At 47.8% G+C, this 25,715-nt stretch carries 19 protein-coding genes; 8 read left to right on the forward strand and 11 right to left on the reverse strand.

The window, feature by feature from the left end; translation table 11 throughout:
• Nucleotides 1–79 precede the first annotated feature (79 nt).
• Nucleotides 80–3,601 carry a hypothetical protein gene (locus AT705_RS22395; RefSeq protein WP_058798551.1) on the reverse strand — a complete coding sequence of 1,174 codons (3,522 nt, stop codon included), beginning with the start codon at nt 3,599–3,601 and terminating at the stop codon, nt 80–82.
• A gap of 304 nt (nt 3,602–3,905) precedes the next feature.
• The gene (locus AT705_RS22400) at nt 3,906–4,400 is read right to left on the reverse strand and encodes a DUF6702 family protein (protein ID WP_058798552.1); all 495 of its coding nucleotides are present in this window, start codon (nt 4,398–4,400) and stop codon (nt 3,906–3,908) included.
• 435 nt (nt 4,401–4,835) lie between these two features.
• Between AT705_RS22400 and AT705_RS22405 the strand changes: the two genes are divergently transcribed.
• The 4 genes from AT705_RS22405 to AT705_RS22420 are packed head-to-tail and all read left to right on the forward strand — an operon-like array spanning nt 4,836 to nt 10,668.
• Nucleotides 4,836–5,066, forward strand: coding sequence for a hypothetical protein (locus AT705_RS22405; protein WP_058798553.1), 231 nt, complete (start codon nt 4,836–4,838; stop codon nt 5,064–5,066).
• Between the two features lie 53 nt (nt 5,067–5,119).
• Nucleotides 5,120–6,340 (forward strand): exonuclease SbcCD subunit D C-terminal domain-containing protein, encoded by a 1,221-nt coding sequence (locus AT705_RS22410; protein ID WP_058798554.1) that lies wholly within the window; start codon nt 5,120–5,122, stop codon nt 6,338–6,340.
• Nucleotides 6,337–9,993 carry an AAA family ATPase gene (locus AT705_RS22415; protein WP_058798555.1) on the forward strand — a complete coding sequence of 1,219 codons (3,657 nt, stop codon included), beginning with the start codon at nt 6,337–6,339 and terminating at the stop codon, nt 9,991–9,993. The genes AT705_RS22410 and AT705_RS22415 overlap by 4 nt, the downstream gene beginning before the upstream one ends.
• 9 nt (nt 9,994–10,002) lie before the next feature.
• Complete coding sequence (locus AT705_RS22420) at nt 10,003–10,668, forward strand: class I SAM-dependent methyltransferase (RefSeq protein ID WP_058798556.1); 666 nt, start codon at nt 10,003–10,005, stop codon at nt 10,666–10,668.
• 1 nt (nt 10,669) lies between these two features.
• On the opposite strand, the gene AT705_RS22425 is transcribed toward AT705_RS22420, so the two are convergent.
• Nucleotides 10,670–11,248: a DUF6942 family protein gene (locus AT705_RS22425; protein ID WP_237113846.1), complete on the reverse strand. Its 579-nt coding sequence runs from the start codon at nt 11,246–11,248 to the stop codon at nt 10,670–10,672.
• A gap of 206 nt (nt 11,249–11,454) precedes the next feature.
• Between AT705_RS22425 and AT705_RS22430 the strand changes: the two genes are divergently transcribed.
• Nucleotides 11,455–13,377, forward strand: a complete 1,923-nt coding sequence (locus AT705_RS22430; protein ID WP_058798557.1) for an alkaline phosphatase PhoX — start codon at nt 11,455–11,457, stop codon at nt 13,375–13,377.
• Nucleotides 13,378–13,442: 65 nt separating this feature from the next.
• Nucleotides 13,443–15,107, forward strand: a complete 1,665-nt coding sequence (locus AT705_RS22435; RefSeq protein WP_058798927.1) for a hypothetical protein — start codon at nt 13,443–13,445, stop codon at nt 15,105–15,107.
• Nucleotides 15,108–15,876: 769 nt separating this feature from the next.
• Here the strand turns inward: AT705_RS22435 and AT705_RS22440 are convergent.
• The 5 genes from AT705_RS22440 to AT705_RS22460 form a co-directional block, all read right to left on the reverse strand.
• Nucleotides 15,877–16,473, reverse strand: coding sequence for a rod shape-determining protein (locus AT705_RS22440; RefSeq protein ID WP_157576953.1), 597 nt, complete (start codon nt 16,471–16,473; stop codon nt 15,877–15,879).
• 167 nt (nt 16,474–16,640) lie between these two features.
• Nucleotides 16,641–17,498 (reverse strand): SDR family NAD(P)-dependent oxidoreductase, encoded by an 858-nt coding sequence (locus tag AT705_RS22445; RefSeq protein ID WP_208856787.1) that lies wholly within the window; start codon nt 17,496–17,498, stop codon nt 16,641–16,643.
• 126 nt (nt 17,499–17,624) lie between these two features.
• Nucleotides 17,625–18,479 (reverse strand): AraC family transcriptional regulator, encoded by an 855-nt coding sequence (locus tag AT705_RS22450; RefSeq protein ID WP_058798558.1) that lies wholly within the window; start codon nt 18,477–18,479, stop codon nt 17,625–17,627.
• A 32-nt stretch (nt 18,480–18,511) separates the two neighbouring features.
• Nucleotides 18,512–19,009 carry an SRPBCC family protein gene (locus tag AT705_RS22455; protein ID WP_058798559.1) on the reverse strand — a complete coding sequence of 166 codons (498 nt, stop codon included), beginning with the start codon at nt 19,007–19,009 and terminating at the stop codon, nt 18,512–18,514.
• A gap of 297 nt (nt 19,010–19,306) precedes the next feature.
• Nucleotides 19,307–21,046 carry a M12 family metallopeptidase gene (locus AT705_RS22460; RefSeq protein WP_058798560.1) on the reverse strand — a complete coding sequence of 580 codons (1,740 nt, stop codon included), beginning with the start codon at nt 21,044–21,046 and terminating at the stop codon, nt 19,307–19,309.
• A 545-nt stretch (nt 21,047–21,591) separates the two neighbouring features.
• On the opposite strand from AT705_RS22460, the gene AT705_RS22465 reads away from it, so the two are divergent.
• Nucleotides 21,592–21,954, forward strand: a complete 363-nt coding sequence (locus tag AT705_RS22465) for a hypothetical protein (RefSeq protein WP_237113847.1) — start codon at nt 21,592–21,594, stop codon at nt 21,952–21,954.
• Between the two features lie 13 nt (nt 21,955–21,967).
• On the opposite strand, the gene AT705_RS22470 is transcribed toward AT705_RS22465, so the two are convergent.
• The 3 genes from AT705_RS22470 to AT705_RS22475 form a co-directional block, all read right to left on the reverse strand.
• Complete coding sequence (locus AT705_RS22470) at nt 21,968–22,402, reverse strand: hypothetical protein (protein ID WP_058798562.1); 435 nt, start codon at nt 22,400–22,402, stop codon at nt 21,968–21,970.
• A complete protein-coding gene (locus tag AT705_RS26040) occupies nt 22,392–22,565 on the reverse strand; it encodes a hypothetical protein (RefSeq protein ID WP_335339074.1) in 174 nt (57 codons plus the stop codon). Before AT705_RS26040 ends, AT705_RS22470 begins: the two co-directional genes overlap by 11 nt.
• 93 nt (nt 22,566–22,658) lie before the next feature.
• Nucleotides 22,659–24,512: a TonB-dependent receptor gene (locus AT705_RS22475; RefSeq protein WP_335339075.1), complete on the reverse strand. Its 1,854-nt coding sequence runs from the start codon at nt 24,510–24,512 to the stop codon at nt 22,659–22,661.
• A gap of 188 nt (nt 24,513–24,700) precedes the next feature.
• Here AT705_RS22475 and AT705_RS22480 point away from each other — a divergent pair, with 188 nt between their 5' ends.
• Nucleotides 24,701–25,558 (forward strand): LysR family transcriptional regulator, encoded by an 858-nt coding sequence (locus AT705_RS22480; RefSeq protein WP_058798563.1) that lies wholly within the window; start codon nt 24,701–24,703, stop codon nt 25,556–25,558.
• The last annotated feature ends 157 nt before the right edge of the window (nt 25,559–25,715 follow it).

Here is a 25,715-nt window from a genome sequence, read left to right on the forward strand (position 1 = left end):
AAAGGGCCAGCGTTAGCTGACCCCGAATGAGGTGTTACCCGCCAGACCAGGTGACAGCCTGGCCTGTTTTACACGGATATTAGAGAGTTTCGATTTGCTCGTTGGCATAAATGATGAATACACCCGCATCTCGTTTCACGATTTTTGCGGCCTGCTCGTCACCCACCATAATGGTGCCCAGCGTTTGCTCACCTTCATTGTCATCGGAGTTTGTCTCGGCCAACTCCAAAGTGACATCTTCGGCATTATTGGCTGAAAGTTGCGCTGTTTCTGTGTTGTAGAAGACAGTGAAACTACGCTTTAACTCTGAACCGGGCACCTGGTAGTCAACTTCCAGCTCCAGTTCGCCCGCTTTAAAGTCGGTACGCTGGCCTACCAGAGACAGGTCAACATGGTACTCACCCAGCTTAACATTGACATTCATAGCTGCGCTGATGTCCAGGTAGTTAGTTTCGGTCTCAATTTGGTAGGTGTTTTTGGGCTTACCAAAAGTGCTATGGCCTTCATAACCTTGCTCGTTGACGGACATGTAATAGACAACTTCGACCTGACCATAGCCCGGATAATTGAGTGTGTATCCCTGGTATAGCTTATTTTCAAATGCTTGTCGTGCGTAGCCCTGGCTGCCTATCATCAGCTCGGTACCGCTAATATCCTGTACCGCCGACAGATAGCTGTCATAGTTCATAGTCCATTCTGCATGCTTGACTGGGTCGAGGTAATTCCCACTTTCGTCTACTGGCATACCTTTTTCATCCAGATCATGTGGCTGAATAAAGTAGGCGGTATATCCCTCTTTTGAAGTGTCAGGCTGAAGGTACGCAGCAACGCTGTTGTCAATGGCATGGAACTGATCAAAAGAGCTCGTGCTGATCATCAGCGCATTCTGATCGTTTTGTTGTGTCAGCGCATTGATGAATACTGAACTATATTCAAGGGCCACCCCGTTATTTGACACTATATATTGGTAGCTTGCCGTGGTGCTATCGTCACCAGACGAACTCCAGGATTGCTGAAGTTCTCCGAGTGTTGAAACGATGATATCTCCGTCTGCGGATGTTTTGACCTCAGGGGTATTGTCAATGTTTGGAAACATATACCGTGCCGATAGGTCATAGCTTTGACCGACCTGATAGTCCTGTTCTAAAAACTGAAAGTTGACGTAAATACCATCTACAACCGCAACGTAAAAGGTGCCCGAATGAGCTGGAGTCAATAAGGTTTGGACATCTTTGATGCTGGCATAGTCAACCGGGAAGCGGCGTAATTTTTGCGCGTCTACTTTGTTGTCTGCATAGAGCCATGTTCCCCAGTTCAGTTGGTCAACAGGCACCTGTTCACCAGACTCAAATGTCACCAGTCCATTAGCATAATGAGTGGTGCTGTCTTGCGGATAACGAAAATACTGTAATTTAAATTCATCAGTACCTTCTGGCACGATCCGTTCGAGTCGTTTAGTGACAAAGTTGTCTCCATAGTCACTGGTCACTTCAACATAGTCTACGCCCTGATAGGTGCTGATCTTTCTTGTATGAATAGGAGTTGTGTTTTCATCGTCTATATATTGAGTGATAACAGTCGCAATGCCCTGCTGATTAATCGGTTGGAATTCAATCAGCAATGACTCGCCGTTTTTGCTGGTGATTTTGGCCTTTGAGTCAGACTCAATGGTCAGCGTGCCTGCATCAGGAATAAGGCGGCCAAAATGTTCAAATCCGGCAGGGTTAAACTCACTGAGGTTATCCAGTTTTACTGTCAAGCTTGCACCGAACTGACTACCCAGGGGGGCACTGAACGCGCCGCTAAGCGATAGCATACCTGGTACAAATATCGTATCGGGGCGTATTGAGTATTCGTGCCAACCTGCAGCGCCCTCAAACCTTGAAACATGTTCTAATTTTTCAATATGTTTTGCAGTTAGTTCAGCACTGAGCATGCCTTTAAAGCTGACCGGGTTTTGAACCGTGTCTGTCGCTTTCTGTGCTATAGTCACATCCAGTGTCAGGCTACCGTGGCGGCCATCAAAAGCGGGAGCCGTCCCTTCTTTAAGTTGCTCTGTGGTGACAGGCTGATTCAGCACTACCTGAACCTGGCTATTCGGGAGAAGCATCAATGCGGCGGCATTATTCTCCACTTTACCAGACACACTCAGTGTATAGGTTTGATTGTCTTCAGCGACGGTGAGCTTAGCGTTAGCCTCCAGTTGCTCCTCGCCCGCAGATGCGGTCACAGAGAACACTAAACCCGTTTCGTCAATCACGGCTACACCGGTTGCGCCAGCTAGTTCCAGATAGTCGTCGAGTTTAATCGGTTGATTGTTATTAGGCAGCTGACCGGCACGACGCGCGCTGTCGATTAAAGCCAGTGCTTCAGAGACATCTGCGAGCAGCTTATAAGAGTTGGCCTGATCACGCACCATGTCTGTGGCATCGTCGATCAGGGCAACAAACTCATCACCTTGTGTGCGGACTTCTTTACCGTGTGTGTCTGCAACATCAAACAGGTTCGCAAATACCCGAATATCCTGCACCATTGCTGCGGCTTTAGCGACGGCATCGTCACTGCTTTGCTGCTGTGCCTGCCCTTTTACGCGATCTGTGTTCTGTGTATCAGCACTGAGCATTTCATTGTGCAGGCTAGTCGATAGCTTTTCCAATTCACTGAGATTATCGAGTTTGTCAGCCAGTGCAGGATCGGCCTTGATAAGTGTGATGAGCTGTTGGCTGGCAAGTTCTGCACCCGCAAGAATGTCGCTGAGGTTAAACTCAAAGCTGGCATCATCATCATGTGCAGAGTTAGCCAAAAACGCGCCATCTGTGGCTTGAATATCGGTTATGGCTTCGGCCAGGCGTGTGCTCAATGCGTTGTTCTCATCACTCAGATCCGAGAACAAGGCATGTGCAATCCCTGCGTTGATCAGGGCATAACGGAGGTCTTCACTGTTGTTGCCATCAACCAGCGACGCACTGTCTTCGATCATTGCTGGTTTCATCTGGTGCAATGCACCTACCAGGCCAAATAGGTCGGCAATCTCAGAGTGTGCAGTGGCAATTGAATCAGAGGTTACTTCGCCACGCTGCTGCGCAATTGCTGCGGCAAAGTGTGTCAACGGGGTGATATTCGCGGTGCTTGGCTGCTCAGTGACGTTAACAAATGTGCTCAGTACCAGATCGGGCGCGACCTCGGTCAGATTAACGCGTTCACCGAATGCAACTTTATTATTGGTATCATTTTGGCCGCATCCAGCTGGCGCATCACAAATCATATAGGTAGGATTTTTTGCATCCTGGCTGACGCTGATCTGTGCTTTGACTATGCCCTGTGCATTGCTAACTGTGGCGTTAAACTGGCCTTTTTCATCCGTTACAACGCTGGTCTGGCTATCGAGCTGGACAGGTTCACCGTTTTCATATTTAAAGAAAGTAACCGGTGCATTGATCAATGTACCTTTTGCCGCTACACCCTTAATTTCATTGGTCGTAACCTGTGTTCCGGGTGCGGGGTCTTGCGTTGTATTGGTCTGATTGTCATTGCTATCAGAGCCACAGCCACTGAGAACGGATAGAACGCCTAACGCGAGTAGAGTTTTTTTAAATTCCATATTGATTCGCCATTTTTAGCTCGTAGCTTACTGCACGGGTCTGGCCCGTGGTTGTATTGGGAGAAGGGATAAAGATGTTATGGGTTAGCTTGGAACGCCATATCCTTGATATGTACATACTTCATCCTGATGCAGTATTTGCTATGTTGTTTTGATTATTGCGGATGGTATTGTAATCGGATGAGCTGATTTATCAACAATCATTATGGTAATTTAGTTACTATGTTGATTTTTATGACTTTAATTTTTTGTTTGTTTCGTGAATGAAGTTTTAAACCCAACTTTTGTTGTCTTTTACTGGATTTTAATCTGCAAACTTCACCCACAGCCAGCTATCGTTGCCGTTAAAATGCAGCGTCTGAACGGTTTGCTGAGTTTTAAAGTTGACCATATTGACCTGAGTTGGCCAGATATCTCTGAGTGCATCATGGCGCATCTGTAAGCGGCTCAATTTAGCTGGCATAGGGGCGCGCTGGATAACCCAGAAAAATTGCCCGTCAATACTGCCACTATATAGCGTCAATGGGATGGCTTGACCGGTTTCATCCTTTAGCTCCACTGTGTTATGCACATATTTTGCAAAACGGTTTCTGTCTGACTCGTTTTGAAACAGGTCGCTGTCTTCGCCAAACAGATCTTCTACTGCATGCTCGGTGTCGTGTAGATAAAATCGGTGCATTAATTCGATCTGCTCGTTACTTGAGTCAACCAGTACCGTTGTCATTGCTGCCTTGACTTGGTGTGCCGTTGCAGTGTTTATCCACATTAGTGCCAGTGCGGCAATCAGCCGATCCCTCATGTCGTACCCCTTGGTTGTGTTCGGGTCTTATCATACCGTGAATTGAGCGGAATTATTGTTATTTTACTGCTGAACATGTTATCTGGATTAAAATAATCGGTGCGCAGTGAGTACGTTTTGTTTTTGAGGGATTTGCATATATGGGCATTTTGCCTCATTTGTCTATATTGTCACGAAACGTAACTAACCCCGTGTTTTGGACGTAACAAAGTGAGTATAGTGATGATGTCAAAATGACAATAAATTTCCGTGCCAAGTTCCCATTTTGCAAATTTATTGTCTCTATTTTACAAATAAATTAAAAAAGCCAAATTCAATGGTTGAAATCGGAACTAAATTCCCAGTAAAATCGCGGACTTTTCAATCGGCGAGTAAAACTGGCGTTGGTTTTGCTCTGTACAAAGTGCCCGTTTAGCAAAAAATGTGGTGAGCAGTATGGATTTCTACATACTAAAAAAACAAGAGAAACTCGTTGCCATACCGGCGGACGAACAGAACTGTAAAGAGTATCTGGATAACGGCTACTTTTATGTTGATAAAGTAGCTGCGTGTAACGAGAAATCGGCACTGAAACGCCTTAATGGCAGACAGAACCGTTATCTTCGTGCGTTGTGGTTGCTTGTGATCCCGGTGATGATTTTCGCCTGGCGTAAACTCAGCCATTAACCTATTCAGCTAAGCAGTGTATATTAACCGGCATTAAGGTTAAGGAACGCTGCATGAAGGTTTTACACACATCCGACTGGCATCTGGGTCAACAGTTTTACGAGCACAGCCGTCATGCTGAACATCAGCATTTTCTCGACTGGCTGTGCGTCACACTCACTTCTCATCAAATTAATGTACTGATAGTCAGTGGCGACATTTATCACAGTGCCACCCCTTCGGCGATGGCTGAGCAGCAGCTGTATGCCTTTATCAGGCGTGCAAAAGCCGATAATCCAGACTTACACATTGTTATCACTGCAGGCAATCATGATTCAGCCAATCGAATAGAAACGGCTAAACCACTGTTGAGTCAATTCGACACCCATGTTGTCGGCCGGTTTGATAAGCATAATCCCCAGGATGTGGTAAAAACCCTCAATACTGGCCTTGGCACTTTGCAGGTTGTGGCCATGCCGTTTTTACGCAGCGCCGATCTGGATACTCAAGCCGATGATCCTTTGGCCTATCAACGTGGCGTTGAACGTGCGTACCAGGCTGCTTACCAGGGGTTAGATGCACAACTTCCGGTGCTGGCTATGGGTCATTTACATGCCAAAGGTGGCAGTATTTCCGGCGATTCAGAGCGCAATATTACCATTGGCGGATTTGATGCCATTACTGCGGATGTGTTTGGGGAACGTCCCGATTACGTTGCGCTTGGACACTTACATAAAGCGCAAAAAGTCGCTGGCAGCGAGGCTATTCGCTATTGCGGTACACCTCTGCCGATGTCGTTTTCTGAGCGTAATTATCGTCATCAGGTACTGCTGGTGGAATTTTCCGACAACGAGCTTTGCAGTGTAAAGCCCCTTGACGTGCCGCGCCTTAAACCGGTGATTTTACTGCCCGAACGCGGTGGGGCGACGTTGGATGAGCTCATTGCTTTGCTCAACGAACTCGACTTATCGCAATACCAGAATCAGGGTACAGCAACACCTTACTTGAGGCTGCGGCTCAACGCCAGTGATACCGACAGTCAGTTTCGCACTAAGATTGAACAGGCACTGGCGAATAAACAAGTGCACTTCTGTGGCATTGAGCGTGTGCGTAATACGCAACAGAGTACAGACATGCCGCATTTTGAAGACCTGGGACAGGTTGAGAAACTGGAACCTATGAGTTTATTGGAACTGGCGTATCGGGCACAGATAGATAGTGAACAAGCCGTGCCACAAGCTTTGCAGGATTGCCTGATGCAAGTGCTGGCCAGTGTACAGGAACAGGAAGCATGAAACTACTAGGGATCCAGGTGCAGAATCTGGCGTCACTGGCGGATGCCGACATTGATTTTACCCAGCCACCGTTAAAAGACACCGGCCTGTTTGCCATCACTGGCGATACTGGCGCGGGCAAAAGCACCTTGCTTGATGCAATATGTCTGGCACTGTACGGTAAAACCGCACGACTCAAGGCCGACGCAAAAAACAAAGTGATGCTCAACGGCGATGAGCTGAAACTCAATGATCCCCGAAACTTGCTGCGTCGTGGCTGTGTCAGCGCCCGTGCCGAGGTAACATTTTGTGGTCAGGATGGCAGTCAATACCGTGCCAGCTGGCGCGTCGGTCGCGCCCGTAACAAGCTGGATGGCCGTATTAAAGAAGCTGAGCATCAGGTCGTACGCCTTGCTGATGATACGGTACTGACAACTAAAACCACCGAGGCCAAGCAGCTGCTGGAACAGTTACTGGGTCTGAACTTTGAACAGTTTTCTCGTGCGGTGCTTCTCGCACAGCATGAATTTGCTGCATTTTTGAAAGCCAATAGTGATGAGCGGGCACAATTACTCGAAACCCTTACCGGCACGGCTAAGTTTAGCGTGATAGGTAAAGCCATATTTGAGCATCACAAAGCAAAGCAAGATGCGCTGGAACAGCGTAAGCAATCACTGAACCATGTGAATCTACTGAGTGATGAAGCACTGGCCGAAAATCAACACACCGCAGCGGGTTTGACGGCAGCCATTGCCACGGCTCGTGATGAAGAAAAGCATCTGGAGCAAGGCATTTTCTGGCATCAGGCTTGTAACAAGCTGGCTGAGCAATGTCATCAGGCTGAGCTGGAACAGGCCGATTGCCAGCAGCGACTGACTACGCAAGCGCATGACTTTGACAAAGCGAGACGCGCCAAAGCTGTAGAGGTGATCGCAGATAACCGGGCCCAGGCTCGGGATATGACTGCCCAGCTTAAACAATTAGAGCTTGATATCAGCCAGTTGCAACAGCAGGACTTCGCGCCGCAGATCCGGATCGCGCAAGATGAACTCCAAGCCGCTCAGACACGACTCAGTGAGGCAAAAAACCAGTTGCAGATCAGTACCCCTGCCCTTCAATCATTACGCGAGCTGGACCAGCAGCGCGAAGCCAACAAACAGCTGCTGGCACAAAACAGTGCAGAACATAACGAGCAACGTGAGCAGCATGAAGCATTGCAACAGCGCAGTGAAACACTGGGGGCTCAGCTACAAAAGGATGGTCAGCAGGTTGCCCGGTTGCAGCAAAAGTGCCAGGCAGATCCGGACCTGACGCGTGTGAGTGAGCAGTGGTCACAGGTAAGCGGTGCATTAAAGCACTGGCAGGCATGTCAGGCACAGCTCGGTAAACTGGCCCAAGAGCAACAGCACACAAAAGCCAGTGCAGACAAAGACACGCAAACACAACAGGCGCTGCAACCCAGGCTGACAGAATTACATCAACAGTTGGCCGGTATTGAGCAAAACCTGAGCGTGACTCAGTCGCAGCTGAGCGAATTGGATTATGAGACCTTACAATTTCAGCGTACCCAGTTAATTCAGGCGCAGCAAAATCAGTCACAGCATGCCCAGCTGCAACAGGAGCAGGGCGAGCACCGACTTCACATTGATCGTTTGCGGCATCAACATCACAGCCTGCAACAGCAACTTAAAGACACTGAGCAGCAAGATGAACTGACCAGACAGCGAGTTTTGCTGACTCAGGAAAATTTGCAGCAAGTCCGCTTTCGGGCCAGTGACAGTGTTAGTAAACTGAGAACGCAGCTGGTTGCGGGCCAGGAGTGCATGGTGTGTGGCTCGACGGAGCACCCTTATGGTGTAGATCACATCGACAGTCACTGGCAAACCCTGATTGCTGATTTTGAATCGCAATATCAGGCTGCTGAACAAGCCCGCGCGCAGACGCAGCAACGTTACCATGACCTGGTTGGTCAGGCTGAGCAATGCAATGGTCAGTTACAGGCGGCACTGCAACATGAAGCACAACTCAATAGCAAGCTTGCGCAAATTGCCGAATTACTGGCGCAGTTGCCTGTTGAGTTTCGCAATATCGCGGACCCTCAGGCGTTGCTGGCTCAGTTGGATCACAAGCTACAAACCTACAGCCAGCTGAGTAAAACACAGCAACAGCTTTGGCAGCAACAGCAGACAGCTCAGCGCGACATACAGCAACTGGAACAACAAAACCAACAGTTACAAAGTCAGCTCGAACGTGCCGCCCAGGCAATGGCTTATGCCCAAACCAGGCAAACAGAGCTTGCGACGGAGCAGCAAGAAACCCTGTCGCAGATCCGGCAGGTATATTCAACCTCTGCGTGGTGGCACGCGTTTGAGCAATCACCCGAGCAGGCGATCACTCAACTGGGCGAGCAAGTGCATGTCAGACAGCAGCAACTGCAACAGCTCAGTGAATTACAGCAAAAGATTGACGAAGGTGAACAGCAGGCTAAATTGCTACGCCAGCAAAGTCAGGATAAGCAGGCACAGCTTGATAAAACGGCCCATGCCCGTCAGACACTGACTGATAAAGGGGACGTACTGACCCGTGAACGAACGGCGATTCAGCCACTTGAGATTAGCGCAGACAACTGGCATCAGTCTTTACTGGATGAACAACAGCACGCTGAAAGCACCCAGGCTCAGGCAACGCAGCGTGTTGCAGATCTGCGTCAGGCGCAGGAATCACAGGCACTGACGCTGGCACATAAGCAGCAATCACAACAGCAACTGCAAGAATCGCTGGCAAAAGTTCAGAGCCGTTACCAGAGCTGGCTGGTGGAGCTGCAAACTCAGTTCGACACGCTTAGCGAAGCGGATGTTGAGGCGCTGTTACAGTGGGATAAGTCGCAGTGGCAAGCCTTGCTGGCCGAATATGAGGCTGTGAGCAAAGCTCTACACACTGCGCAGAATAAACACATTCATCTGCATGAAGAACTGGCATCTTTACGGGCTAAGCCTGTGACTGAGCAAGGCCAGGCGCAGCTTACTGAGCGACTGGCTCAGTTGCAACAAGCGCGCGATGCCAATCAGGCACAACTGATCAGTGTAAATACAGTACTGAAACAGCATGAAGACAACCAGGCTTATCTGGCCGAGCAATATGAGGCACTTCAGGCGCAGCAGGCTGAATACGAGCACTGGCACCTGTTAAATCGCTTGTTGGGTGATGCCACGGGTAAAACCATGCGTAACTTGGCTCAAACACAGACACTCAGGATCTTGTTGCAATATGCCAATCACCACCTCAGCAGTCTGAGTCATCGTTACCGCCTGACCGTCATCGGCCAGTCGCTGGAGATCGCCATTATTGACCGTGATATGGCCGATGAGCAGCGCAGTGTAAACACTTTGTCCGGTGGTGAGTCCTTCCTGGTTTCCTTGGCGCTGGCATTGGGCCTCGCGTCTCTGTCTTCTAACCAGGTGCAGATCAATTCGTTGTTTATCGACGAAGGGTTCGGCACTTTGGATCCACAAACGCTCAGCGTGGCACTGGACGCACTCGATGCATTGCAGTCACAAGGGCGCAAAGTGGGCGTGATCTCTCATGTGGCCGAAATGACCGAGCGGGTAGCCACGCAAATTAAAGTACAGAAACAGGCTGGCGGCTTTTCGTCGGTTACCATCAGTGAACGATAAGGAGACATCATGCCCAGTTTTACACAGGATGAAGCAGCCCATTACGACAGCCGTATTGAGCGCCTGGTGCCTGGTTATCAGCTGCTCCATGAATTGATGCAGGCACAAGTACAGACTGTGCTCCCTGAGGAGGCGCAAATTTTGATCGTGGGAGCTGGCACGGGCAAAGAAGTATTACAGCTGGCCCACAGCAATCCGCACTGGACCTTCATCGTACAAGATGTGTCTGACGACATGTTGGCCATCGCAGATCAAAATTTTACTAACTCTGGGCTCTCGGAGCGTGTAACCATACATTACGGGCCACTGGAGTCCGGGCAATATCAGGCTGATGTCGCATTGTGCCTGCTGGTGATGCATTTTGTGCCGGATAATGGCGCTAAGCTGGCACTACTAGCGTCAATTCACAGTAACCTCAAGCCTGGTAAACAGCTGCTACTGGCAGACTTGATGAAGCCCGAAACCCAGTTTGAGCGCGAGTCTCAGCTTAAGCACTGTCGCGCTATGGGGCTGACTGCGGTTGGTGAAGAACGTATGCGATACAATCTGGAGCACGAATTTTACCCACTCGACAGGATCCGGCTGGCAGAGCTGTTAGATGAAAGTGGCTTTTCGTCCGCGCATATGTTCTTTAAAGCCCTTGGATTCAGTGGCTTAACTTGCGTCAGGCAATAAGTCAGGCATGGCCTGTATTGAGCAACTCAACTAATTTTGAGATCTTAATATTACTAAGCTGGCGATAATCCAAATACGGGCAGATCAGTAAGTTATTGATGGGATCAATGGCAAACTCCTCATCCAGCCAATGCAGAGAGTTAGTAAAAATATGATCCCGGAGCAATGTCTTTGCATAGGTGCGACCCGCTATGATGTGCCAGTCATAGCGATTTGCTGCCAAGTCTGGCGCAGAAAACAGCAATGCCTCCTGACATCCCCTCTGTAACAGTCGCTTATCCCGGTATTTTTGCCAGCTTGGATAATGTTCTGGTTGGTTAGTAAAATCGTGATCTGGGTGACTGAGCTCAGCTATAAACTTGGCATACACATTAAACACTTTGCGCCAGCCATTGCCGCATTGCTGGTTGATATAATCAATTTCTCCATCCTGTAAGGCTATGACTTTATTTAACTTTTGATATTCTGAAAGTTTTGGTGGGTGCTCGACATAAATGGCCAATAACCCCTGCTCTGCGCCAAATCCGTAAGTTGGTAAATTCATGATCTCTGAAAAGGTGTATTCAATTGCTGAGCACATTATACCTGTTTTTGTTATTCAATCCTGTGTAAACCCCCTTTACATCTAAAGGTAGCAATAAATTATTCCCCTTGTCTTTTCTTTGACTTATAACTGACTGAAAACCTTAATATTTAAGCAATGTATCTGTAACCGGTTCACCCCAACCTATTGTGCGCTTTATAACAATAACTGTAGCAATCGTAGCAACTAACTCGGAGTAACTAATGAAGCGCATAGCATATTCGTTGATCGCCGCTGCCGTCACAGTGGCATTGACCGCCTGTGATGGTGATGATGGTAAACAAGGCCCTCAGGGCGAGCAAGGTGTTCAGGGTGAGCAAGGTACTAACGGTACTAACGGTACTAACGGTACTAACGGTACTAACGGTACTAACGGTACTAACGGTACTAACGGTACTAACGGTACTAACGGCACTGATGGTGTTGCAGGCAAAGATGGTCAAAATGGTGGTTCAGGCTTGATCCGTATCGCCACTGTGCCAGCAGGTGCTGAGGTCACAGGTTTGTTCCTGAGCGAGCAAGGCGATCTGTTCTTCAATGTACAGCACCCCAGCGATGCGAATACATTGGTAGATGGTAATCAGCGCCCGTATAACGGCGGTACTGTGGGTGTACTAACCGGTGTTAACTTCAATGAGTTGCCACGTAATATTGTGAGCTCACCCGTTCCAGCGACAGAGTTTGAGATGCAAACGGTTGTGACTGCGATTGGTCAATATCAGATCCTGGGTCAGACTGGTGATGTGTATGCCGAGCTGGGCGAAAAAGGCCTGGCCGGTGGCTTAGGTGTACACTACGGTATCACTTCTGGTGATAAGATCATTGAAAATGATAACCCGGACTTCAATGGCTTTATCCCAAGTGCTGACGAAGAAAATACAGGTTACCTGTTTACTAACTGGGAATCATACCCAGGTGGCATGAGCCGTCTTAAAATGAGCAAGAGCGACGCAGGTACATGGAGCATCGAAGAAGCCATGATGCTCGATTTTGATGCTGTGCAAGGCACCGCGGCAAACTGTTTTGGTTCTGTTTCTCCGTGGGGTACGCCGTTGACGTCTGAAGAGTGGATCGTAAGATCTAAAGTTGATACTACTCAAAATCCAGAATGGAATGACCCGGCCTTTACAAAAATCAACAGAATGAAAGAGCTGGTTGCACCTGAATTCCCTAACCCTTACCGCTACGGTTATATTGCTGAAGTGCAAAATCCACTTTCTGATACACCAGATGTTGTGAAACATTTCACCATTGGTCGTTACGAGCATGAAAACTCCTTAGTTATGCCTGATGAACGCACAGTGTACTCCTCTCAGGATGATACCGGCGGTGTACTGTTTAAGTTTATTGCGGATCAACCTAAAGATCTTAGTTCAGGTACGCTTTATGGTGCGAAATTGACGCAGGACAAAGGCCTGAATGATCCGGCTGTGACTGGCTTTGATGTGACCTGGGTTGAAATTGCATCGGGCACCAATGCCGAAATTGAAGCCTGGATTGCTGAGTACGATGAGATCGACACTGAAGACTTCGTTGAAGGCCAGACAAGCTATCTTTCTGTGGCTGACGTAAAAGCATGGGCAGACGGTGCAGAAACTTACCCAACACTGGCGCAAGGTGGTGGCTTGGTTACGGCGGGCAAGCCAATGGATAACCGTTCAGCATTCCTGGAGTCTCGTCAGGCGGCAAGGCAATTGGGCGCAACGGCAGAATGGCGCAAACTGGAAGGGATCAGCATCAACTACGATCGCGTAGTAGAAGCCGTAACTGGTCAGGACATGGTTCCAGGCGAAGTGGTTGAACAGGCATACATGTATATCGGTGTTGCCGACATTGACGACACGATGACTGGTGATGAGGGCGATATCCGATTGTCTGCGCGTGTTAAAGATTGTGGTGGTGTTTACCGTGCCCACATCGATAACAACTACAACCTGACTCGTATTGAGCCTGTGGTTATGGGTGGTACGCACCGCTCTAGCCTGACTGGCGCACAAGAGTGTGATGTCAATCAGCTATCTCAGCCTGATAACGTGATTGTTATGCAGGACGGCCGCATCATCATTGGTGAAGACGGTATCCAGGAAAACAACACCTTGTGGTTGTACGATCCTAACTCTAAGTAATTGTAAGACTCGCGGTGCCCGTTCGTGGCACCGCATTTTTTTATCCAAAAATGGGCGTCATAAAAATGAAATACCAAGTAATCGGCCTGGCGGTACTCACTGGCCTGGCATTGACTGGCTGCGAAGAATCACAACATCATACTCAAGCTGCTGAACTAATCGCCTCGCAGTCAGTGCATAAAGCTGCACCGTACAAACCGGGTGATGATATTCCGGCAACCGCTTACATGGAACACGATGAGGTCTATAACCCCGAGTCGGTGATCCCACCTCAGTGTTACACTAAAACTGATGGTGTAAATAACCCGTGTTATGCCTGCCATCAGTCTTATCAGAAAGAGCCAGAAAGGCCCAACGCCATGCGCGATGGGCATTTGCAGGGCGTCTATGAATTCTCTGACTTGGGCCTGAAAAACCACTGGAAAAACCTCTTTGTTGACAGGACAGATTTGATTGCAGGTGTGCCAGACAAAGAGATCATGGCGTGGATCAATCAGGATAATTACACCCCGTTTATCGAAAAGCTGAAACAAGACAAGCAATGGCGCGGTGAAATAACTCCGCTGGAAAATCTGGCCTATCCGGAAAAAGCCTTTGATGAGATGGGGTTTGCCAGAGATGGCAGCGGCTGGGTGGCGTTTAACTACAAGCCTTTCCCGTCGACGTTTTGGCCCACCAACGGATCCACGGGTGATGTGATGATCCGTTTGCCCGAAGCGTTTCGCTCAAAAGGCGGCGTGTACAATAAGGACGTGTACCTGGCAAACCTGAGTCTGGTTGAACTGGCATTAAAAGGCTTAGATAAGATTTCAACACCCACAATCTCGGAGCAACGTATTGGCCAGGATTTAAATGGCGATAATCAGCTTACCAAAATCAGCGAGATAACGAGGCAATCACATTATGTGGGTGATGCCACAGATGCACTGGCGCATATGCTGTACCCCCAGGAAACGGAGTTCCTGCACACCGTACGTTACATTGGTGTAGACGAAAATGGTGGTATTTACAACGCGCCGCGTATGAAAGAAGTACGCTACATGAAAAAGCACAGGTTTAAGACTCGCCAGTCACTGAATTCTTCATATCACCGTGAAGAAAAAGAAAAAGAATTCGAAAATCTGCCGCAAACCCTGTATCTGGGCGATCAGGGTATCAACAACACCTTTGGTTGGACCATCAATGGTTATATTGAGGACAAACAAGGTAACCTGAGACCACAGCATAAGCAGGAGCTGGCATTTTGTAATGGCTGTCACAAAACCATCGGCTCAACTTACGACCAGACGTTCTCATTCGCCCGCAAAGTAGAAGGCGCACGCGGCTGGGGCTATATCAACCTCAAAGAAATGAAAGATGTGCCCAACAAAGGTGAAACACTCGGCGAGTTCCTGACTTACATGAACCGGGTCGGTGGTGGCGACGAATTCCGCCAGAACCGCGAGATGCTGCAAAAGTGGTTCAAAGCAGATGGCACGGTCGACAAAGAAAAAGTGGAGTCCGCAGATAACCTGTACGAGTTGATCACCCCGTCAAAAGAGCGCGCACTGGCACTCAACAAAGCGTACAGAACCATAGTGGAAGAGCAAAGCTACCTGTTCGGCCGCGACGCAACACTGGTGGAGGCAAGCAACGTACTGCAACAAGTAGACGACTCCCAAGCCCCGTTGAAAAAGGAAAACCAACACCAATGGGACATGCAACTTGATTGGGTGAGCAGCGACCGATGATTAATTATCATCGCAGCGCTGCGAACGCTTTTCATGGATGAAAAGCCGGGAGCCCCCTACAGGGACGTATTGCCACTCGTACGTTATGAGAACGACGATTGATAATCGTCGCAGCTCACTTAGCGCTTTTCATGGATGAAAAGCCGGAAGCCCCCTACAGGGACGTATTGCCACTCGTACCTCATGCGACCGATGATTAATTATCATCGCAGACTCGGCGTCCCCGCGCTGCGAACGCTTTTCATGGATGAAAAGCCGGAAGCCCCCTACAGGGACGTATTGCCACTCGTACCTTACGCGACCGATGATTAAGAATCATCGCAGACTCGGCGTCCCCGCGCTGCGAACGCTTTTCATGGATGAAAAGCCGGAAGCCCTTCACATGGACGTGTGCCCACTCGTGCTTTAAGCGACCGATGATTAATTATCATCGCAGACTTGGCGTCACCGCGCTGCGAACGCTTTTCATTGATGTGTCTTGCAAAGTCGTGCTTTAGCGTGGTCCTTGCGCAAGGTGAAATGAGCCGTTTTAGCTGGACTTACAGTGTACTCTTTCCTGTAATTCACCTGTCTGAATGTCGACATTCTGTACACGACATGGGATCTATTATCATGCAACTCGAATTTAGCAATAACTTCGAAATTGAATACGCCAGATCCGCTGCTCAGCACAAATGAGTGATTGTTGCACAGATAAGTTGTCAATCAGGTTGTTCTCCATAGTTAGCAGGCTGAGTATAAAGTTTAATGACTGAATTATTCACCCTGTTCAGTGTAACCCTAAATACACTGCGGCCAGGATAAATAGAGCAACCCCCAGTAATGGCCATAACCCGATATCATCGCTGCTTTTAAGTCTCGCTTGAGAGGGGTTAATGCCGCCAATGTCTTCAACTTTGTCAAAGTCAAACTGGGTAATTGATAAAGGGCATCCGACATGAATTTTGCTATCGGCAGAGCCAGCCCCAAGTGCTACTTCTCTGAATGCCCTGACTTCAATCATAGTAAGCCCCCCTTCTGTTTTTTCCATTGGGTGCATAACTGTTTTCGGCGTCAGTTTCAGAAATTTACCTTTGTAGAATGTGGAAAACGCATGCTGCAATATTTTTTCTCCAACATGGAAGTCGGAAAATAACAGCCTGGGATGAGAAAATGGGTTAATGACCTGAATGTCAGGTGACGTGAGCTCATTTGCCTCTTTACCAATGGCTGCAATCACTTTTTTGCCTGATTTTGTCGATTGTAATGCCAGTAAGGGGACATCCTCGTAGATTTGCTTCGTTTTGATATCGGTGATTTTTAACTTGCCTTCCCAAATTTGCACGTATAAAACCGGTGCAAACTTTTTTTGAATCCATTTCAGCATATTGAAACCTTCGTAGAGCAAAGTCTCAATATTATCACCAAAATAGATTTTAGGGGGGTCGTACCAAGCTAAAGCAAACCTGTGCCAGGTAAGAGCGCCGCTGTGTATCTGGTGCTATACAAAGCGTTGAATTGCCTGGTAGGCATTGTCCTGATACTGCTGATTGTTCAGGTCTTCAAATAGCTCTGCCTGATCCCCGATAGGGCCGTTAACCCTTTCTGACTGGCGTAAAATGTACCACTTTTTAACTCTTCATCAAACAACCCGATCAGATAGCGTTTCGCCCCCTCTTCAACTTTATGGACTTTGCCAAGCCACAGCATAACCTGCATCATGCTCTTCATAACATATTGTTTTACAAAGGAGAGAGAGTTAAAGCCATCAGTGCCCGTTGTCGCACCTGGGCTCATGGTGATGAATTTCAGCTGTGGATGGCGTCTGGCCATTGCCGACATCCATAATGCCCCCATATATTTGATTGGCCCGTAAGGTATGGTCGCATCTGTGGTGGAGCCATAGAACGACCCGTCACAAACAGAAGCAAACTCCTCGACCGATGAGGTGCTTAGCTCCGGACGCTTCATGCCCATTTCCTTCACGCCCCGGGCGGCTTCTGAGCCTGCATAGAGGGCAACCTGAGTAAGTTTCTGCGCCTTAATTAGCTCTTCTGTCAGTACACTGTGCCCCAGCAGATTAACTACAAATATCTCGGTGACGCCCTGTTCATTCAGTTTGTTAAACTGTTTACCGCCCGTGCCTCCGGCATTCATGATCAGGGCATCAATACTTTCTGGTAGATGTTGTACGGCAGAACGCACCGAACTTAAATCGCTGACATCGAGCTGGATAATCTCAAAAATACGCTTGCCTGTCTGTTGTTCCAGTGCCATCTTCGCAGCTTCAGCTTTGTCACGGTTGCGACATCCCAGGTAGATCTTTCCAATGTCCGGATACGCAGCAATCTGCTTTGCTGCCTCTTTACCTAAGCCTGCATTTGCGCCAGTGATTAATACGCGGGTGATCATAATGTGCCTCTTTCTAAATTCGGGTGTTGAGTTTATGAGGCCAGAATAGCGAAAAGCGGCTGGCTGCTTTTGATATTTCTTGCGGTATTGAATGTGTATTGTCGGGTTATAAAAAAGCCCGATAGTTCAGGCTTTTAGTGTTACAGGAATATTTAGGTACACTTTATTGTTGGGGTCCGCGTCATTAAAGCCGCCTGGCAATAACTCGAAATCGGGCTTGTCAGCGTACTCATAACTGCTTTTTGGCAGCCAGCTGCCCCAAATATACCTTAGGGTTTCTTCCAGGTTTGCGATGGGCCCTGTATGTGTAAACCTGGCATAAGTTTGTGCAGCCAGTTCTCGTGTGATCAGGCCATCCGGCACGTCATCAAAATTTTCAACCTGGGCTGAGCAAATATAAACAAATCGAGTGGTATCTCCGTCTTCCTGATAGTTTTCATAGATACCAAAGAAGTGATCGCCTACCCGATTGGGGATTTTGTCACGATAGGGGCGAAAGCCTGACCAAAGCTTAGGCAGGCTGAGATCTCCATCTTCGTATACATTGGCAATCCCCACAATTTTCATCGCCGGTTGTTCAATGATCTCGGGTTCCATACTGATGTTGTTTTGCAAAAATGCCAGATCGTCAGGACTAAATGGCTTTTTGTACAATAAACGAAATGGTTCGTTTATTTTTCGATATTGTGCGGGTGTCATATCGAATAGTGCCTTAAACGCCCGAGTGAATGCTTCTTGAGAATCAAACTGACAGTCCATGGCCAGGGTTAATATGCTCACATCCTCTGTTAACAGTCGTTTTGCAGCTAAGGTTAACCTGCGTTTGCGAAGATACTCTTTTGGGGTGTCGCCTACCAATGCTTTGAAAATCCTACTGTAGTGATATGTCGAATAGTGGGATGCCGCAGCGATTTCATGCACGCTGATTTTGTCATGCAAATGCGCTTCAATGTAGTCGATACTTTTAAAAAAACGATCCATCCCTTAGTCCTCTTTCATCTTAACGGGTATAGTCACACGCTGACCGGTGCCGATTGAACAAGGTTAGCTTCCGCGTACCGCTTTAACCCTGTTAACAGTTTGCCAAAGGCGATGGGAAACACCAGCCGAAGCAGTGGGTAAAACAGATAGGCAAACCATTTCAGTTGCGGTGAGGCAGTCCAGATCACCTTACTTTGGTTTTTGCCAACCGGTTGCACTGACATCATAACGTGGTTCTGTCGGATAGGCACAATGGCCGGGTTATTAACTGGCAGCACATTAAAAGCGATGGTCTTGTCTGTTTCACTGAATTCGGTAATGATCTCTTTGACTTTCGCACCACCTGGATTGTCACTTAAATTGCAAACGCGCCCTTCCATTGGTGCGCCTAAGCGGCTGCTACCTTTACCGAGTGCCTCAGAGTAGGGTATTGGGCCCATCCATAAATGTGCTTTATCAAATTGATGGGCGACTAATTCCCAAACTTGCTCAGCCGATTTATTAATGATGATTGATTTGGTGATCTTCATGATTAGCTCCAGGGGTTGATATTGAAGCCAGTGTAAAAGATTGCATGTGTGAGTTTTTGATATTTCTTGCTACGTTTGATGAAAGCAGAGCGATCGTTACCTCTTATTTAGTTGCTTTGTAGCCATACGTCTTATTATGCACGGTGAAATGAGTTGCTTTAGTTACCCTCTAAAGTTGAAAAAATAGCCCGGGAAGCCACTTTTCAAATTGCTTCCCAGACTATTCATCGCTGGATGTACATGACACTAAGCACCATTGTGATTAAATTTAGCGCTCTTTGTTACGCTATTTAAAGCTTAAAAGTCATGCCAGACTTCAACCATTCTTGTAGACGTAGGGCCGCATCCGTTGACATTGCATGCGGTAATGGATACTTGATACATTCCCTCAGGCGCCTTTTTGCCTGGAAGACCCTGGTAGCCGCCGTCTGTGTCTTGATAAGGAGTTTCGATACTCCCTGTGTATACTAAACCTTGCCCAGATATACGGAAGCGATACTCAGTTGCGCGAGCAACTCTGTAAAATCCAAACTCAGCAACATGGTCCCAATTAGAGTCAATAAGGTCATCAATACGTGGGGATGAAGTTGGCACGCCTTCGATCGTAACTGTATGTTTATGTGTTAGCGTTGCTTCGTCACTGCACCCTCGAGCGTTACATGCCTGAATTTCATACTTGTAGGTGCCGGAAGGCAGCGATTGTTTGAGTGAATTGCCTGTGATCTGTCCCAAGTATGAACCATTGCGGTAGACTTTGAAGTATTGTGCTTGTGGCTGGCTGTTCCAGCGAACATAGAACTCTTTGTCAGTCGAAGTATTATCCTCAATGTATGGTTCTGGTTCACGAGTATGTTGTAAAACGGAGAACGTTTGGGCCGCAGATTCGTTTGAACATGCACCGTTATCCCAGCATGCCTCTACTGTGAAACGGTAGCGGTACCCATTCCTTTTTTCGGGAAGGCGATCTCCAAAGTAAACCTCAAACACATCTCTCCAATAGTTCGAAGCGTCGATACGGTACGTCTTAGGCGTACCCACATCCAATCTACCATTTCGGTTGATGTCAATGAACTCTTCAGATGTTTCATTCACTCTGAAGTAGTCAGGGAAATCGTGAACTTGATACCAGATCACTGAAATACGTAAGCTTGTTTTCTCTTTGTGGCTCGACCCCATAAATACAGGCGCTTGCGATCGGTCACGACCATACCCATCGCGTAACGACTGTAGATCACCATTTGACATGCGAAAATTTCCTAGGGTGTTTATTGCTGCCCCTGTGTCGAGATTTTGATAGCTGAAGGCCTTTCCTGTGTCGCCTGAGGTGCACCCTGTTCTGTCGCTATTACTGTAATGCATGATGGATTCAAAATCATATGGCCGCGAGCGTGATACCAGGGATGATGTTCTGAATGCACTTTGCAAAGTACAAGGTACGTAGCGGTCATTCACTGTAAGGGAGTAGCGCTGACCCTCTCGTGTGTGATAATCGCGGTCGGTACGCTGGTGCTCATGGCGATAACCCAGAATATGCAATAACTCGTGAATGGCAGTGCCTACGCTACAGTAGCTGGGGATCCATGCCTGGCGGCGACCGCCATTTGCATAACCGATATTCGCAGAGCAGATCTTGTTTTTTTCCCTCTCATCATCAAGCGCATGGCCATAAATAGTGAGATAGTTAGAATGGCTTGACGTTTTATGAACGAAATTCACCCGAGAAGCGCGTTCTATCGTCTCCATTGCCTCAAGAATGTTTTTTTCATTTTGACTGCCGCTGGCGATACCCACTAGCTGGAATGGGACTACGCCGTTTGGCCAGCCAACAGCGCTGTCTAACCCGGATGTGTTGGTCGCGCGATTGGCAGAAAAGGTGTGAAATTTACTTACACTATCCAATACCATATCGCCATCTATCAGGTACTCTGGGGTACCGGCATTTTCAGGCTGAAATTTGTTGAGAGAGGCTGTAGAGGCTACCGACAATGTGGGTATGAATATGGCACCGAGTAAGAAAAGTTTTGTATTTATAATCATTTTTTTAGTGAACCTTGATTGTTAACGAAAGCTAAGTTTTTGGTCGGAAATATGACAGATTAACGCAACTTTATAGACCAAATTGATGGTTGCATTTCAGAACAATTTCCTTTTTCTAATTTTTTAAGTTTGTTTTAACCCTTTTTTCTTCTTGTTTTCGTAAATAGTTATGTAACTATCACCGAACAAGATTTGCTTAGTCTTTTATTATTACTGCTCCTTTTTTATACTGTTTTTAAGCGCCATTACCTTACTTGGGTAATATGAAATATTGACTACGGGATAGGGTTTTTCTTGATGGAGGCGTCTCCAGAAATTGTTTGGCATTGCACGTTCAACTGTTTGTCTTAGAAGGCATAGTTCACCTGCTATGGCGCGGACAGTCACAATTTTACTGTTTCCATTTGACCCCGGTTTAAAGTAAATAATAATTACTTTCATCACAGGGAAATATAATAAATGTGTTGATGTGGGGAGGTTTATTCTCATTGTCATCTTCAGTATTTTCAGAGACTCAAGTTGGCTCACACTGCCAGCGGAGCAAAGTGAACCAGTATTTCGATGCGTTGGATACGGTTTCCTATAAAGGCTCTACGGTTTCGGATATTGATGACCTGACTGACCTGATGTACGACGAGGTTAAATATAAGCATGTGGAATATCTGGCTAATTTTGATAAACCCGCCTGGTGGCGCGCATTCTTACGTAACCATGAAAGTGGCCGGTACGATAGTGCAACCAACCGTGAGATCCGGGGACTACGAACTATTCCGGGTAAAAATTACGTTGCTGTAGAGTATGCTTATGGTTTCAACCAAGCTGATGGCAGCTGGCAACAGCAAGAACCTATGCTGGCCATATTTGGTTTTAAAGAAGGTAAAATCAGCCTGTTCATGGAGCTGTGGTAGCAAGGCTGCGGGTTTACTGGATTGCCGGGCAACTATTGACGATGAGCACTTGATTAAAATACCGGGTGATTTTGTCATACCCGGCTGGTGCAAGGTGACTATGACCCGCACTTTGGACACTGATGTTGGCGATCTGAATATCAAGGGTGAAGGTACTGCCATCCATGCGCCCCTCGCTAAAGTAACGGGGCTGCCAGCTCTGAATATCCAGCGTTTTGAAAAAGGCCAATGTGTGGCTGAGTGTTTCCGCGGAAATGCGTTTATTACACACAGAGATGGTTTTGCCTGAGTCGACTTTACTCAGGCTCAACGTTTGGCGTTCGTAATACAATACCGATTTGTTTCTGTATGAACCAGTTTCAAATTTGACGTGCTCTGCCGCGAGCGGCCCTGATGTGAGTAACATCAGGGTGCAGGTGGGTGCCGTGTATCTGAGGCTAGAAGTCATAGCTGATCCCGACATATGCCGTACGTGGCATGCCGGGTTGAATTCGGGTTCTGCCAAAGCGCTCCTCGTTTTGCAGCGCATAGGTTTTGTCGGTGAGGTTTGCTATCCGGGCGTGGAGCTTCACATGTTTGTTGAGCCGGTAGTTGGCCTTAAGGTTAAACACGGTATAGCCCGAGTAAGTATCGGTGTTTTCTACGCTTAGGTAATAGTCGCCGATACTCTTGGCTTCAGCGGTGAGCCTGAGTCCTTTGATGGCCTAGCTAGTGTAGTTGAGCCTGAAATTGGCAACATATTCCGGCGCCATGTGCAGGTTGTTACCCGACAAATCTTGCTCCATCGATTCGCCTGTCTCACGGTGAACTCGTCCCTCATCGCGAATGTAGTGACGGAACTCATGGTCGGACTGGCTGTAGGCCAACGCGGCAGAAAATGCGCGGTTAAACTGGTAGTTCAGCCCAAGCTCAAAGCCTTGATGTCTGACACTGGAAGCGTTTACCCGGTACGAGGCACCCAGATCGCTGAATGCCGTGACAATGGCGTCGTCTACATCCATCAGGTAATACGCCAGTTCAATCGACAGTGTATCCAGATTTGCTTTGTAGCCCAGCTCATAGGTATCGGACGTTTCTTCTTTCAAACTGCCCAGTTGCGCACTGCTTTGGCGACTTTTGAGGTGGTACATTTCAGGTGCGGTAGGTAATCGCATTGCATTGGCGAAGCGTGCGTAGACACTCGACTGATCGTTAAGCAAGTAGTTCAGGCTCAGCTTAGGGCTGAGGTGGCTAAAGGTATCTTTACGTGAGGCAATGGAGCGATTGCCAAAGCCATCGTCTTTGTATTTGGGCAGTGCATTGTCAAACTCGTATTCACTGTGGTCAAAACGTGCGCCCAGGGTATAGTTAAGTGCATCAGTAATATAGCCCCGGTGCTGGATGTAAGGTGATACGCTTTTGAAAGTGGTGGTGTCGTCGTAGAACACATGCCCTTGTGGGTAAGTTGCGGCACCATGCCCGGTAGTGATCCGGGTGGTGGGCTGAAATGAATAGGTGTCTCCGGAAGTATGCTCCAAATCAATGCCCAGGGTTGTCTGAGCACCGTTTTGGTGAGACCAGCTGGTCAGAGCCAGCAAGCCGAATGTGGTGACTTCCGTTTCTTCTACCGGCATATTGGGTTGCCAGGTGGCAAGGTGTTCCAACGTGCGGTGACGCGCGTATGGGATAAGGGATACGCTCAGGTTTTTGTCTTCATACAGATATTCAGTGCTGAGGCGCAGATAATCTGTGGTTCTGCGGGGATCTAAAGCGATCACCTCGTCAGGCAGACCAGACTGAGATGAGTTCTGTTCAAATTGCTCAATGCTCAGTGTGTTCAGGATCTGCTGATCAAGTGATGAGGCAATCAATGAGGTGGTCAGGCTTTGCTTGTCGTCCAGCTGATATTCATGGCGCACGTCCAGCTCGACTTTTTCAACAGCGTTATGGTCTCGCCATCCGTCATTATCCATATAGGCCGCCGATACGCGCAATCCACCCTGATTGTCGTCCAGCCAGGTGGTGCTGCCGTTAATGCGTGAATAGCCATGCTCACCCAGTGTGAGACCGAGTGAATTTTTGTTGGCTGTCACTGGCTTTGATAATACGTTGACGGTTGCTGCAACGGCACCTGCGCCATGTAAACTGGTACCTGCACCTCGCAGTACTTCGAGGCGTGACAGACCAATGTTACTAGTTGTCCACCATAATGCGTTATGGGTGTAAAAGGCAGCAGATTGCAGCGGAATATTATCCTGCAAATACAAGGTATAGCCGTCAAAGTTTATCGGCATACGCACAGCTGCGTTGTGTCCTTGTCCGCCTGATAACTGATTGATCAAAACGCCCGGTATGGTTTGCAATGACTCTGAGATATGTTGTGCGTTGTCGTCAGCAATGGTTTGTTCGGATACCTGACCCACACTCAGCGCCAGATCGGTATTTGCTCTGGCTGTACGGGTTGATGTGACCGTGATTTTTTCAATCTGGTCGGCACCTGCTGTGTCAGCAGCAACCTGTACTGAATAGGCCTGTAGCAAGGCTAACGTTAATGCAGAAACAGTCAAACCGGGTTTCATGAACACCTCTTTATTCGTTGAAGGAGCTGGATAATAATCCTGCCATGCAAAAATGTACAAATTATGCGGTCAGTATACGGTGGTGTCTTTATTGTCGCTCTTTGCCTGACGGAGTAAACCAAGCTGGGTACATTGGTAAAAAATGTGTTAACTTTTGTCTGTAAATGATGACTTGTTGACTATGAGCTATGCCCCATACGCCGAATTTTGAGGATATACGCTACTTTATTGAAGTTGCCAGTACGAGAAACTTGTCTCGTGCGTCTGAGCGCCTGGGGATCACCCAGCCCAGCGTGAGTGCAGCGATGAAACGCCTTGAGCAGAGCTTTGGCACCGATTTGCTGGTTCGGCATAAAAGTGGTGTGGTACTGACCAAAGCAGGTGAAGTGTTGCAAGCACAGGGGCTGCGCTTTATGGCGGATTGGGCAAAGTTGAAGTCGAATGTCTGCCAGGCAAACAGTGAAATGGCTGGCACATTCACATTGGGGTGCCACCCTTCGGTCGCATTATATACTTTGCCCCATATACTGGGACCTTTGAAAACTAAGTTCCCCTGTATGGTATTCAATCTGGTTCATGACTTGTCGAGAAAAGTCACAGAACAAGTGATCAGTAATGAAATTGACTTTGCACTGGTGATTAACCCGGTCAGACACCCAGAGCTGGTGATTCAAAGCTTGTTGTTTGACAATGTCACCATTTGGTGCGCTGAATCCGTTGATTGCACTGAGCAGGAAACGTTACCTTTGTATTGCGATCCTAACCTGAAGCAAACACAGCAATTGTTGTCGTCTACTAGTGACTTCTCCCAGCAAATGATTGCATCTAATAATCTTGAAGTGATCTCTACTTTAGTGGCTAACGGGCTGGGTTTAGGTCTCTTACCTGAGCGAGTTGCCAGACGCGCACCTGCGCCTCTGGCAATTTACAATTCAGAGATCAAGCCTGTTCAGGATGAACTGTGTTTTATCTATCGGGCAGATAAGCAAAACCATGTTGTTAGCGTGCAGTTGCATCGTGAAATAAAACGGCTGTTAGATAGCTGATCGTTGCCGTGCGGGTTTTTTATACCAATTTGCTTAATTAAGTGGTCTATTTTGAGGCGAGAAAATAGGGTCGATAACAAGGCAAAAATTTTGCTATTTAGTTGTTCTAAATAAGAAATTTTTAACGCCGTTAGCGTCCTATTTGCTCCTTCAAATA

It is taken from the genome of Pseudoalteromonas rubra (genome assembly GCF_001482385.1).
In the GTDB taxonomy this organism is placed as follows: Bacteria; Pseudomonadota; Gammaproteobacteria; order Enterobacterales; family Alteromonadaceae; genus Pseudoalteromonas; species Pseudoalteromonas ardens.